The sequence below is a fragment of the Pacificimonas flava genome, from assembly GCF_000342165.1.
Classification (GTDB): Bacteria; Pseudomonadota; Alphaproteobacteria; order Sphingomonadales; family Sphingomonadaceae; genus Pacificimonas; species Pacificimonas flava.
The window spans coordinates 169353-181852 of record NZ_AMRV01000003.1; the positions used below are offsets into that span (position 1 = coordinate 169353).

Sequence of the window (12500 nt, forward strand, 5' to 3'; positions counted from 1 at the left end):
GATCCATCTTAGCTTCGATCGAAACCCTTCGCCTGCATTCGTTTCCACTGAGCCAGGTCGAAGTCCAGGGTCTCTTGTTGGGCTGGACCTGACAGCGGTTTGGCAGCTTGAACCCGATCAACCTGCTGCACCTTGCTCGGCTCCGCCACGCCGGCGGTTGCCGGAGTTCCGACCACAGGATGTGCTTTCGAAACTTGGTGGTCAGCAGGGGGCAGCCAATCGGGGTGGCGTTCGCGCCACTGCGCCCAGGTCGGAGATCCGGAATAGCCCGATAAGATGTCGGGCCGCGCAAGAGCCCGCAGGAGGCGGCGACCAGCAGAAGAGTTGGTTAGCATGCGAAGTTCTGAGAGAACCAAGTCATTCGCTGCGGCCAACTCAAATTCTCCGCCGCTTGGTGTGACCCTGTACGCCACTGCCATTGTCATCCGTTCGTCCTCCAGCGCTCTCAAGATGCGATCGAGATCAAACGTCTCGAGCCCGGAACGCGCGCCCGCGACTGTTTGCCTGCAGAGTTCGTTTCGCAGTGATACGGAGTGTTCGAGCGTCGCGTCGTTCATCGATAGAACCGCCTGGTGGAAGCGTGTTGAAAATTCTTTGGATTCCGGAATAACGCCGCTTAATCGCTGCCAGTTCTTGGGTATATCATCGCTCGATGCAATTTGGCCCAAGAGAATCATGCCAGCAGGCCGGCAGGAAAGCGACGCCACAAGGTTGAAAGCAGTTTGATCCTCCGCTGCCAATATGATCTCGGCGCCGCTCCGCTTCGACAGGATCCGATCTTCTCGCAGAGCGATGCGCACGTGCGCGAGATTCGGATTGAGATCTTCAACCGCCCTCTCAGGTAACCTTCTTACGGCCCGGTCGAACGCTGCCAGCCTGGCTTTGGAGAAGCTCACCTCAGCAGTGACCTTTGGCTGTTCGCCCTGGTCAGAGGTTTGTTCCGGCGGCGCCTCCAAGATCCCGCGGTCGTCCGGTATGGTGGACATCGTCTGATGTGCAAACACCCAACGCCGAACTCTGACGAAACTTTTGGCGATTGTAGGCAAAAGTACATCGTGAGCGTTTTCAAGAACGCCAACGATCTCCTTGCCTACTCCCGCCACCCCGGCTGCAGTGCGTGTAAAACGGCGGCGAATCTGCTCTCCAATGTGTCGAGTCCGTTTAAACTCCGTCTGCTGCAGACGCCCGTTTGGCGGCGTAAGCGCCACATCATTATTTCGGTCCGGGTACCGCTGCTGCGAAACCATTGGCTTGGCCTTCGCAAAATCCTTCTTGATGGGACCGTTTTGAGAACACAGGCTGTCCGACGTGTCCGGCACTTTACTAAGCCCTGAAAGTAATGGATCGGCAGCCTCCTGGAAGGTTGCCTTTGTGCTACTGGAATTAGCCCCGTTTGGCGCCGCTGCGGTCACGAACTGAGCTTCAGACCTTGCGCTACGCAGATTCTGCATATGTTCGCCTATCGAAGACGCGCGGCCTGCCATCGAAGTCGATCTCACTGAAAGCGTACGCAAGGCATCGTTCCACAGGTTGCGATCTACGTCCTCAGACACCCAAACCAACTCTTCTCCAACTCGTTTCGCCTGAAGCTGCTGGCTCTGGAGGGTTTGCAGCGTCTGCGTCAGCAAGACGCTACGGACCCGCGCGCGGGGCGACTGAACCAACCTAGCGCGGTCTCGCAGCGCAAGAATCGATGCGCAAACCGAATGCAGCTCGGTGCGGTACCGCAGGTCAAAAAGAGTGGTTTTTTTCAAGCGCGCTTGTCTTCGACTTCATCACCTGCACCTGCGCATAAGTACGCACAAGCGCGGCGCGCCAGATTCCTGCATGTCTTGCTTCCGTTTTCTCAAGACGAGTTTTCGCCGAGATGAGCAGCGCTGTGCGAACCTGAGTTGTTCTGCCGTGGATTTTGGTAAGGCGCTTCTGCGCTTGTTGCAGCGTAGCCTTTATCTCACGACGCTTTTGGAGGCGTTCCCGGCGACGAACGAAAGACAAGCGGTCGGCAGCGCTAGCGAGCTTTGCTGCCATCGGCACGAGCATCCCAGCAAAATCAGAAATCGCAGATGCAGCCCTTGCCTGCGCCTGGTACTGTTCCAGTCGACATTTCTTTTCGGCAAGTTGGTCCCTCGCCCGCTGCGTCTCCATGCGGCCTCTGGCGGCTATCGGATTTTCAGAGGGAGCAAGTGTATACCTCCGTTCGGAGCGAGCAATCGCAAGCTCACGATTGAAAAGGGCAACCGTATAGCGGCGCCAAGCCTTCAACATGGCCGGATGGAAGACGTCGCGCGACTTAGTCGGGGCAAACGCCCACTCGAGGTCATTGCAGCGCTCGAATTCGCGCATCAGCACCAGAGCGTGAAGGTGATAATTTCGGTCATCACCGTTCTGATCGGGGGAATGAAGCACCACCACATGCGGCAGTTTTCGCGCGCTCAGCGCAGCGCTGTAATTCGCCGCAATTGCTCGTCGCGCTTCAAAGCCGACATCATGCGGAAGCGGAAGAATGACGGACTTATAAACCTGACCCTTGGGGTCGGCCGCAGTTTCCAGCGCTTCGTATGCATTCAGGAAATCGCTCAGCTCTCGAACAAACATATCCGAGCCCGCTCTTTCGTCTGAGATATTTGTAAACACGGACTCGTCCGGCTTACCTTCAAGTGCGGTCAGCCGGACCAAATAGCGGCCGAACCGCTGCAACTCGCCGCGCCGCCACCGCGACCGGCCGGAACCGCCGAGCGAGCGAGCTTTTATACGGAAGACAAGCGGCGAGGTCCTGGCCGCCGACGACCTACGAACTACCGGAAGCGTAACACGTTCGAAGCGTTCATAACTTCGTGCGAGGCTACGTCCACCCGCAGCCGTGACTTTCGAGCGCTTGTCGGGGTCAGTCCGAACCCTAATTCTGCGTCTAAAGAGACTTTCTTCTTCGAGCTCTGCGCGGCGCCGTGCCTTTCGCATACGCGCTACATCGACGAGCTCCTCGGCCTTGGCCTTCCTCTCCTCGGCGCGTCGTCGACGATCTGCCTTGCGGCGCGCCTTTTCCTCCGCCGAAAGCGCTTTGTGCTGGCCCCTCCGGAGCTTTGCAGAGGTCGCGTTCATACGGCGCGTTTGCCGTCCGACTGACTGGCTTCCCTGTTTACATATTTTGCGGAGCGCCTCGGAACTGGCGTCCTCTCCGTCAACAATGAAGTAAACCGCGCGCATCTTAATCCCTGTCACTAAGCCAGGAGGGGGTGGAGCAGACGCGAACTTCGGCCGGATTCATCCGGGGCGGGTTTCGCGGTTACCGCGCACCACCCCCTCTTCACTTCCTCATAATGTACTTTTTTGAGATCGCAGGGGTCGCACCCCCGCCGAGTGCCCTGCAGTAAAAAAGCAATTCTCGCTTACTCAGGGGGGGTGCGACCCCTGCGTGGCCACTGCCGCCTTTGTAATCAGTCTGCATGACAAAGATCACGAAGCACTCTCGAAAAGTCGGAGGCGCAGGAAACTGCCAGCCGGCCAGGGCCGAACGCCAACCAAGCACGGCTAATTCAGGCAATGCGATATCACCCAAGCTTAGAAAAAAGGATCTCCGTGAACGCCATAATTACAACAAACGCATCTATGTTATTGGAACGCGCTCAGCGCCTCTCCACCCGTGCTTTGGCCATCAAGGGAAAGAGGCAGGCAATGGTCGGCGATGCCCACCGAGAACTGCATCTGGCCGAGAGCTGGCACCTGCGCCGATCGGCGGTGCAGGGTTCGGTAGACAATCGGGTATACGCACATGGCTCGGCAGAGCAGGCCCTGGGCGCGCTTGATTTATGCCCCATTGCCGCCCTCGGGTTCAAGTCTGCCGGCGCACTGACCTACCCATGGCTACTCGACGCGGCAGCGGAAATGCCGGGTGGCACCTACTGCGACCACATGCGTATCGCGCTTGAGAATGCAGAGATTCGAAGATTCTGCACTGCCCTCGGATGCTGGCACCGATTTCAGTGGAAGCGATCAGTCTACCAACGCGAACTGCTGACGTGGAGTCGCAAGGCGATCGCCCAGGATCCAAACGCAAGATGGCGCCGCCGTTCGGTGACATTACGGCAACGTTATCTCGTCGACCTTATTATTGAGTGCCTTACCGCGCTGCATCCGGACTTCCGCGCCCCGCCCCTCGAGAAGCGAGGCGATGCCCACGACTTTATCCGCGATTTCGGTGGAAATCCCGTCTTCTGGCACCAGCCTTCGCGGCCTCACTTTGAATTTTTTGAAAGGATTTGAACATTATGGGTGATGATCGAAACTGGCGCGAGATCAACCTGCTCGTGGCTCGCTCAGCTGCAATTCCAAGCAGGCTGGACGACCTCGAAAGGCAATTGAGCACCATGAGCGCAAACGCAGAGCGGGGCGAGTTTGATGCAGCCCTTAGCGATACCCTCGAGCACGAATGGACGAGCATCCAGAACGAAATTGCGGAGCTTATAGCCAATATCGAAACTGAGATGGAAAAGGGACAACCTAATGAAGAGAAAGACAGAAAGAAATCGGTTTAATTCTGACCTTGGTAACAAGAAGAGATTGATTTTAGATGCTGCAAAATTAATTACCACCGATTATGATGGTTTTCTGAAACGTGTTTTGCTGTGGCGCGACCATCATTTGAACGGTCGAGTCAAGTAAAGCAGGCGGCCTGGTTTTGCCATCCGAAGTGGCTTACTCCGAAACAAAGCAATGGGCTTGCTGCACCCGAAGTATAGCGTCCTTACGCAGGACGACGCGCCGGAGGATTTTCATGCTCTGACAATTTTTCTGGAATTTCTTGTAGCCAGATCAGAACTTCCGGGTCGTTTCCAAGATGTAGAAACGGCACGAACTGTTGCCTTGGACGGGTGGGGCGATTTAAGCTTGAGTGATCACGCTCGAGAACTTTTCGCTCTTCGCCAATGGTCAGTACCGTTGTATGTTTCAGCGGTTATAGGGGATTTCCCGAGCGCAAAGGCTTGGGTAGACGAAATCTGTGATCAGACTCAGCGCCGCAAGGTGATTACCATCCTTGCGCGGCAGCGTATCATATGGAGTGCCTTCGATATTCACCGCGTTGCGGCACTAGGTTTCGCAACGATCAAGGATTTCAAACCTTGGTTCGCGTATAAATTACTAAAAACTGGCACTTCTAATGAATTAGCAAACCTAGTAAAAACACTAAACGGGCATATCGAAAGGATTTTCGATAATTATGGTATAGGAAAAAAATATGGAAGAAAAGCGCCAGATCTTAAAGGCCCTTTGCCATTCCATTTGAAGTTTGCCAAAACAATTGCGTTGCATATTGAAAATGTGTTTTCTGATAGTGCTAAAATTGCCATTGAAAGAAGTATACCTCATATTCGCAAAAGGTCGAAGCAAATTGCTGATAAGACCGAACAGGTGCGACTTGACCCAAAACGCAACGATCAAGAGGATTTATTTTCTAGGTATTTTGGTATTTACGCCACTGCAGCTCTGCATATAACCTCTTATCGCTTTGCCGAGGAGAGGAGTAGGATGATTGCTATCATCAACGATCCTTCTACCGACAGCGACGTTTTTGTATCAGCGAGACCAAAGGCCCCTCATTCGTTTAAAGCGCATCAGGCAGATATGCGAAACCTGGTAGAAGCGTACAGGCCCGCTGTATTATCAGATGTGAACGCGAGTACGTTTGGGCAATACTCAAATTCTAGCATGAAAGACGCGGAATCGAACGCGTTGGCGTTTCTTGTTAAATTCCAGAATGAACCTGTTTCGCAACAAACTCGCGATACCTTCGAGATGCTCGATCTTTCGCATTGGGCCCGTGCCGGAAGTAGTAAAGTCAAACGCTAATTGATTTATGTGAGGGCCGACATTCCTGCCGGCCCTACCCTGATCATGTCATTTACGACGTGTATTGCTGCCATGAATCCCACGCCTCGCTGTGACCCCGGTCCGAGCAGAGTATATAATCCGTTTCTCCGAAGCCGTTGATTCCAAGCGTTCGGCTCAGCACGATAACATGGACATGGTTTGCGTTCGACGACCCGGCCGCGCCTGGGACGTGCGCGACAATGACAACCGGATGGTCGTTCCTGACAAAGTGGTCCCGCGCATACGCGCGGGCCCGCTCGTAACCCGCTGCCCACGAGATGTTCTCGTCTAAGATGATTTTCACCTGAACAAACGCATGCCTTTCGAAGGCTGGCAGTTTCGCATCGAACTGATCCAGAAGAAAACCAGCCGCTGCATAGTCGGGCGACGCTCTGTCGGGAATGAGCACCTCCGCCTTCGCGGCCTTGCCGAACACCGGGTCGTCGCCGGGCGCGAGCTTCTTCTCGACCCAGTTTCTAATCCCTTCACGCGCCCCATCGCCGTCCCACCAGTAACGGGTGAACGAAAAGTTCGGATGCGCACCGGCGCCGTCGGTAAAACTCTTTAGTTCTGCTGCAGCACCTTTACCTGGGGCAGCTTTTGCTGTCTTTGCCATAAGATCAGAACCCTTCCTTGAAACTTGGGAAGGTGAGTGCACGGACCATTCCCTTCTCGCGCTCTGAGAACGACGAAAACGGCGCCGGAAGGCCCACATCGAGACCGAACGGCGTGACCTGAATGCAGCCCTCCGCGCTGGCCTCAGGCACAAGCCACATCTCACCCTGGCTGCGCCACAACACGTAATTGGTGAGCCAGGTGCCATCCATTTCGATCCGGATGTCGAACGTCACGCCGCGCCGCTGCGCATCGAAGCGCAGAAGGATGAGGTCGAGCCCCGAGCGGCGTGCAAGCGCCTCACCCTCCGGAAACAGCAGCGGCCGCCGGCAGGACGTGCCAGCCAGAATGATCCCGGCGTAGTGCATCACAACGCAGCCTGCGAGGACTGGATCGTCACGCGATATGCGTGTGTCGACCAGATCGTCGATTTCGGTTGCAAACGCATGCACGCGGGCTGCTACGCTGCGCCGCGCGGGCGGCATCAAGGGTTCGCCCGTCGCCGGGCGGTCTAATAAGGTAATGGTCATCGGATTTGCCTTTAGGTTCGGGGGCACGCGGCGGCGGAGCGGGGCCGCGTGTCACACCCTCTTTTTCAGTTATCGTGCTCAGCCACCGGCCAAGCACCGTTCATTTCTGGGGACAGCTGCGCTCGCGCCGTCAGCGCACGGCCTGCGGCCGCTCGGTCAGCAACAGCGCCTCGGCCCGGGCGAGCCCGCGCTCGAGGTCGCGCGCGTTCGCGAACGGCACGTCAGCCGGCTCGATCCGGCAGCGGCGCAGCGCATAGCTGGCGCCGTCCGGTTCCGTGCCGTCCGGGTCGGCGACAAGGAACAGGTCGCCGGTCTCGCTTGCCCATAGCCGAAGCTCTGCGTGCGTATATTCTCTCCCGCGCACGCAGCAGATGAGGACGCAGTAGAGCGTGGCCCGGCCATCGGTCCGGCTGCCGCATTCCACCATCAGCGCAGTGCAGCGCAACGACCGGATCCCCGCCAGGACGCGCGGGATGCGTTCGTCCACCGACGGGATCAGGATGAGGTCCGCAGAGGGCTCATAACGGTAGCTGCGCAGTGGCGGCGGCAGCAGCTCGGGACGTGCGATCGGTTTCCAGGCTAAATGTTCGGCCAGGCGCTCGGCGCACGCTTCGATGCGCGCCAGCTTGGCGCGGTCTGCGGGTGTTGGATACTTCATGTAAAAGAGCCTCTGTAAGAGGCGCCGGGGTCCGGCCGCTGGCCCCGGCGCAGGGTAAATTTTCGTCTTTCGACGTTCAGCCACCTCTCTCTCTCTCTCTCTCCAGCTCCTTGAGCGCGTGCCGGGCGCGCAACTTCACCCTTCCTTCGGCAGGGCCTTGGCAATCAGCCTCTGGATCGCCGGGCTGTCCGCGTCCGCACGGTCGCGCAGGACCTAAATCACACCGTCGATCTGTTCCTCACTGGAATGGGATCGGGCGGCGATTCCCACCACCAGTCGATGATGATGGTCTGAAGCCATTCCGCTGACTGGGTGGCGACCTCATCTCGCGTCGGCACGTAGCAGCCGAAACGGATCCTGCCTCGGTGCGCCGTGATCACGGCGGCGATCTCGCTGTTGGTAGAATCGATGCGGTGCTAGGGATCATGCTCATTAGTTATTTTCATTCTCCCGTTGTTGACGAGAAAATGTCTTCGAACCCGTAACCAGCCTTTTATGCCGCCATGGGCAGCGGTTCTCGGTAGCGCTCACCGCCGGTCATCAGCGCTCAGACCATGCGCGCATTTTTGTTCGCCAGCGCTACCGCGGCAACCTTGGCCGGGCGCCGCGCGAGCAGCTGAACCAGCCAGGGTCGCTTAGTGCCATGCCGCTCGGCATAGCGGATCACCGCCATCGCCCCGACGACCAGCATCTGCCGCAGGTAGCGGTTGCCGGCGCGCGTGATGCTGCCGAGCCGATCTTTGCCGCCCGACGAGTTCTGCTTGGGCACGAGCCCGATCCAGGCGGCCAGGTCGCGCCCAGTCTTGAACACGGTCGGATCGGCGACCAAGGCGACGAACGCACTCGCCAGGAGCGAGCCGACGCCGGGGATATCCATCAGCCTGCGCCCGAGTTCGGTTCGACGCGCGCTGGCGAGCACGCGGCGGTCATTCTCGAGAATCTGACGCTTCACCACTTCGAGCTGGGCCGCCAGCATCTGCAGGCACAGGCGTGCATCTCCCGGCACGCGATCGTCGCCAGCGTCGGCAACCACCTCGAGCAGCCGTTCGACCCCGAGCCGGCCGACCGGTGCCACCACTCCGAACTCCGAGATGTGCGCGCGGATCGCGTTCGATATCTGCGTGCGCTGGCGGTTCAGCATTAGCCGCAACCGGTGCAGCATCATCAGGCTCTGCTGTTCAGGGCTCTTCACCGCGACGAAGCGCATCGTCGGCCAAAATGCGCCCTGATCCCGGTCATTTCGAACGGGCTATGTCGATCCTGAAAGCTGCCGTCCGTTCACACAGCTAGCGAATGACTGAGACTGGGACTTTCCCGCCACTCGCTCGCGACATGCCGAACGGCAGCTCGTGTCAGAAGCCGACGTTCAATGTTCGACCGTCCGGCATCGCGAAAAGACGAACCTGGGCTGGTTGCAGACTGGCAGGTTTCAGGCGGCCATGCGCACGCTCTGGCGGCACCTCTGCAAAACCTATGACGGGCCGACGATGGCGCTGCATCGCATCGAGCCGCTGCCCGCCTGGCTGGTGCGGCGATTGCCAGCGAATGATCGGTGAGGGTGCCCTAGCTGCCGCGAGTTGGTATCGCGGTCGCGACGTCGGAGAATTCATAATGCAGCCGGTCGACCTGCTTCACCGCTGACGTGCTCTCATCATACTCGAATGCCCAGGGATCGAAAGCGCACAGATTGATGCCGTTGCCCACCGAACTCCGGTAAATGACGCCCTCGAAGCCGTGCCGAATGAGGACGTCGGCCAGGAGCTGTGTCGCGGCGTAGCGATGCCGTTCCTCCGGGATCACCGGCGCGCTCAGCAAAGAGTCGATGTGATAGATCACCGCGAACAGGTCCAGGCGCGTGTCGGAAGACGAGAACGCGGCGATTGGGAGGTCGAACCGTGCCACACGCAGGTCCTTCGTGGTGCGAAACCCGCCCACCGATATTAGATGACTTGGATGCGGCCGGATCTCGGCAAGCGCGGTCTCGATCTCGGATGCGATATACAGGACGGAAACGCCTTGCCGGTTGGTTCGACCGGCGGAGGCTCGCGGCGGCGGCAGGGCGCTGATCTCCACACCCTTGTAGGGCGTCGCGACCCGGACGATCTCGCGGTCGCCAATATGGGTGGCATGCTCCGTCACGCCGATGCGCCCGCGATACCAGAGAGAGCCCGCGGCGACGGTGGCAGCGATGTCGCCCTCGATCTTCCCGACGAGCGCCTCCATCGCCGGCTCTACCCTGTGAAAATTCTCCCGGCTAAGCCGCAACTCGATGTCACGCAGTTCGCTGTTGATCGTCTCGGGAATCGAAAATTGGATCAGCCGGCCGGCACGATCGTCGTTGCCAGCGTAAAGCCAGATGCCCTTGTCGGGGTCCGGATAAATCTCGCCTTCCCAGGTGATCCGGTGAATCAGGTCGTCATTATAGTCGGGCGACGTTGCGACAGCGATGATCGGGTTCTCCTGGTTGAGCAGGATGTCGTCGATCGAGGTGCCGCCCCAATGGCCGTTATAGTCCTCCTCATTGAAGTGGAGCCGGATCAACGCGCGGATGAGATTGCGCAGCGGCTCAAATCGCGCGGGGTTGAACACGCCCTTGTCGGATGACGCGCAAGCGCCGCACACGCCCTCGGTTATGTCGCTCTCAACCAGCGCCTTCACCTCGGGATGCTTGGCGCAGGCCGCGCACAGGCTGACCTGCTCAGGCGCCCAAACCGGTTCGTCGCTCATTATCGTCATGCTTCCTGTTGGTCCTGTTTTGGCTTTCTGGCGCGGCGACGGGGCGATCGAGCATCGGCCCCTTGGCGGAATGCTCGCCCGCCGCTGTCTTGATATTAGGGGCGAGCCGGATCTGGCTCGAACCGAGATGCTTGGTCACCACGTCGATCGGGAATGGCGACCGGCAAAAGATCTCGCGCTCGGCATTCTGGATCATGGTCTTGTTGAATGCTCGGACCGAGGGCGGGCGCGCCCGAAAGACGCCGATGCGATCGTCGAAGGGTGCCCGATAGTTGCTCACGATGATCAACGCCCGTTTGGGTGTGATCGGGCACATTGCCTCAGCGTCGCCAAAGCCAAGCGCTGCCGGGATCACAGGTGTATCGCCGATGATGAATTCGGTCCCCTCAGGTGCATCGAAGAACACGAACCCGCAATGCTCGAGCCGCTCGGCATAGTCTTTCAAATGCCGATGGACGATATCGACATGCACCAAGTCGGTCTGGAAGCGGGCTGCTTCCGGCGCGAGCCCCAGCACCGCTGCCACATTCTCTAGCATCTGACTCGACTTGAGCTCATCCTTGTAGCTGGGCACGCGCACGATCAGCGATGCGATATAGCGGGTGAGCGCCCGTTGATCGGCCGCCGAAAAGGCGACAGAATACGCCTTTCGATCGGCGAAGAAGCCGTCACGCTCGATCAGGCGCTTGTCCCGAGCCAGGACCGTCTGATCGAACCGGCTTTCCAGGGCCAGGTCCCGCCGCTTCTGGCCTCCCACTCGCGCCAGGACAGGGGCAACCGGTCCTTCGATTTCATTGGCGAAGAAGCGCTCGAGCGACGGGTCCTTTGTGCCATCAGGCAGACGGATCGAATTATAATGGTCAATCACAGCCGTGTTGATCGGCTGGGTCCGCCGAACTTCCCCTTTTCCGGTGATGGCCGTGACGCACCCTTCGCCGTCCACCCATAATTCGGAATGGCACATCGGAAGCCAATGATGTCGCTTCGGCAAGTCGGTCATGATGAAGAATTAAGCTCGGACACCCCGTCGGCAAGGGCCCGAGCTGTTGCCTTTGCATCTACCTCAGTTCATATCACCGGCGGCGCTCGCGTGCCCGCTGGCGCAGCCGTTTTACATAGGCTCCATCGACCAGATCATCAGGCCCCAGATGGAGCGCGCAATTCGCCAGCGAGGCAAGGGTCTCATCGCTGAGCCTGAAATTCCTCGGAAGATGACCGGGATTGGCGTCTCCATTTTCCCGGATCAGCTGGAAAAACGCCTTGAAAAAGTCGGCACGCGATCCGCGCGATCCCGTCGTTGCCGCCCGGGTCAGCGTGTCCGTCGCCTTCGTGTCCGCGTCACCCGCGTCTTGGCCGATCACCCGAACAACCTCGGCAAGGCTCGGCCAATATTTGAGATCATATTGCGACTTCAACGGTTTTAACTCGTCCCGCAGGTGGAAACGGTAGAAGCCGTTATCGCTCGAAGCCGCATCGATCACTTCTGCGATGTGTTAATGGGTGTCGCTGGCAAAGCCCGAGCTATTGCCGATCTCCGAGCGCTCCTCGAGCAGACCGGCAAGGTCCATTGCCAGCTCCGCAATCTCGTGATTGACCTTCTGGAGCCTGACACGCGCGTCACGCGCATCCGCAACCTTCTGCGGGTTCCAGAACGCCGCCACGTTAGTGACGATGCCCAGGATCGTCGCGATCCCATGCTCCCGGTCGTGCAGCTTCTCGTAGATCTCGGCATAGGCCGAAACCAGCTCGACACGCCGGGCCAGCAAGCGGTCGATGATCTTGTTTTCGCTGGGCAGGATTGCATTCTCGACATTGTATGCCTTGTCGGCGCGCAGGGCATCCTCACAAACCTGGGTCGGGTCGGGCATTAGAAGTGTCGCCATTCTTAGTCCTGAAGTGTCGCCATTCTTAGTCCTATAGTGGTTGATGGCGCATCCTACCGCCGACGAGAACATGTTGTCGGAACCTGAAACGCATTTAGTTCGACTGCGCTCAGGTACTTGGCGCAGATATCCGCGCTAGTCGCGGACAACCGAAGGGCTGACCGCGGCCCCTGGAGCCGTTTGCCTTCGCCTACGCGCACCTTCGTTCAGCCA

Annotated in this window: 14 protein-coding genes; 4 read left to right on the forward strand and 10 right to left on the reverse strand. The window is 58.6% G+C overall.

Going from position 1 to position 12500, the window contains the following annotated elements:
- Positions 1-8: 8 nt before the first annotated feature.
- Together C725_RS05945 and C725_RS16145 are read right to left on the reverse strand one after the other, a co-directional pair.
- Positions 9-1754 (reverse strand): hypothetical protein, encoded by a 1746-nt coding sequence (locus tag C725_RS05945; RefSeq protein ID WP_008600933.1) that lies wholly within the window; start codon positions 1752-1754, stop codon positions 9-11.
- Positions 1732-3204, reverse strand: a complete 1473-nt coding sequence (locus C725_RS16145; protein WP_008600934.1) for a hypothetical protein — start codon at positions 3202-3204, stop codon at positions 1732-1734. The genes C725_RS05945 and C725_RS16145 overlap by 23 nt, the downstream gene beginning before the upstream one ends.
- Positions 3205-3606: 402 nt before the next feature.
- Between C725_RS16145 and C725_RS05955 the strand changes: the two genes are divergently transcribed.
- From C725_RS05955 to C725_RS16150, 3 genes are all read left to right on the forward strand, one after another.
- On the forward strand, positions 3607-4260 hold the full coding sequence (locus C725_RS05955) for a hypothetical protein (RefSeq protein WP_149864567.1): 654 nt from the start codon (positions 3607-3609) through the stop codon (positions 4258-4260).
- Between the two features lie 5 nt (positions 4261-4265).
- A complete protein-coding gene (locus C725_RS05960) occupies positions 4266-4532 on the forward strand; it encodes a hypothetical protein (protein WP_008600938.1) in 267 nt (88 codons plus the stop codon).
- A 178-nt stretch (positions 4533-4710) separates the two neighbouring features.
- Complete coding sequence (locus C725_RS16150; RefSeq protein WP_149864568.1) at positions 4711-5844, forward strand: hypothetical protein; 1134 nt, start codon at positions 4711-4713, stop codon at positions 5842-5844.
- Between the two features lie 52 nt (positions 5845-5896).
- Here C725_RS16150 and C725_RS05965 read toward each other — a convergent pair whose 3' ends face one another.
- The 4 genes from C725_RS05965 to C725_RS05980 all read right to left on the reverse strand — a co-directional run bounded on the left by C725_RS05965 (position 5897) and on the right by C725_RS05980 (position 8875).
- Positions 5897-6481: a hypothetical protein gene (locus C725_RS05965; RefSeq protein WP_038281943.1), complete on the reverse strand. Its 585-nt coding sequence runs from the start codon at positions 6479-6481 to the stop codon at positions 5897-5899.
- Positions 6482-6485: 4 nt separating this feature from the next.
- Positions 6486-7010, reverse strand: coding sequence for a hypothetical protein (locus C725_RS05970; protein WP_243442704.1), 525 nt, complete (start codon positions 7008-7010; stop codon positions 6486-6488).
- A 130-nt stretch (positions 7011-7140) separates the two neighbouring features.
- Complete coding sequence (locus tag C725_RS05975; RefSeq protein ID WP_008600946.1) at positions 7141-7668, reverse strand: hypothetical protein; 528 nt, start codon at positions 7666-7668, stop codon at positions 7141-7143.
- Between the two features lie 547 nt (positions 7669-8215).
- The gene (locus C725_RS05980; protein ID WP_008600950.1) at positions 8216-8875 is read right to left on the reverse strand and encodes an IS110 family RNA-guided transposase; all 660 of its coding nucleotides are present in this window, start codon (positions 8873-8875) and stop codon (positions 8216-8218) included.
- A 142-nt stretch (positions 8876-9017) separates the two neighbouring features.
- Here C725_RS05980 and C725_RS05985 point away from each other — a divergent pair, with 142 nt between their 5' ends.
- Complete coding sequence (locus C725_RS05985; protein ID WP_008600951.1) at positions 9018-9224, forward strand: hypothetical protein; 207 nt, start codon at positions 9018-9020, stop codon at positions 9222-9224.
- A gap of 7 nt (positions 9225-9231) precedes the next feature.
- Here C725_RS05985 and C725_RS15275 read toward each other — a convergent pair whose 3' ends face one another.
- From C725_RS15275 to C725_RS16495, 4 genes are all read right to left on the reverse strand, one after another.
- Entirely contained in the window at positions 9232-10395 is a 1164-nt protein-coding gene (locus C725_RS15275; protein ID WP_008600952.1) for an RES family NAD+ phosphorylase, read from the reverse strand.
- Positions 10367-11404, reverse strand: a complete 1038-nt coding sequence (locus tag C725_RS06000; RefSeq protein WP_038281956.1) for a DUF4238 domain-containing protein — start codon at positions 11402-11404, stop codon at positions 10367-10369. Before C725_RS06000 ends, C725_RS15275 begins: the two co-directional genes overlap by 29 nt.
- A gap of 73 nt (positions 11405-11477) precedes the next feature.
- Positions 11478-11885 carry a hypothetical protein gene (locus C725_RS16490; protein ID WP_008600956.1) on the reverse strand — a complete coding sequence of 136 codons (408 nt, stop codon included), beginning with the start codon at positions 11883-11885 and terminating at the stop codon, positions 11478-11480.
- Between the two features lie 12 nt (positions 11886-11897).
- Entirely contained in the window at positions 11898-12287 is a 390-nt protein-coding gene (locus tag C725_RS16495) for a hypothetical protein (protein ID WP_200858589.1), read from the reverse strand.
- Between the last annotated feature and the right edge of the window lie 213 nt (positions 12288-12500).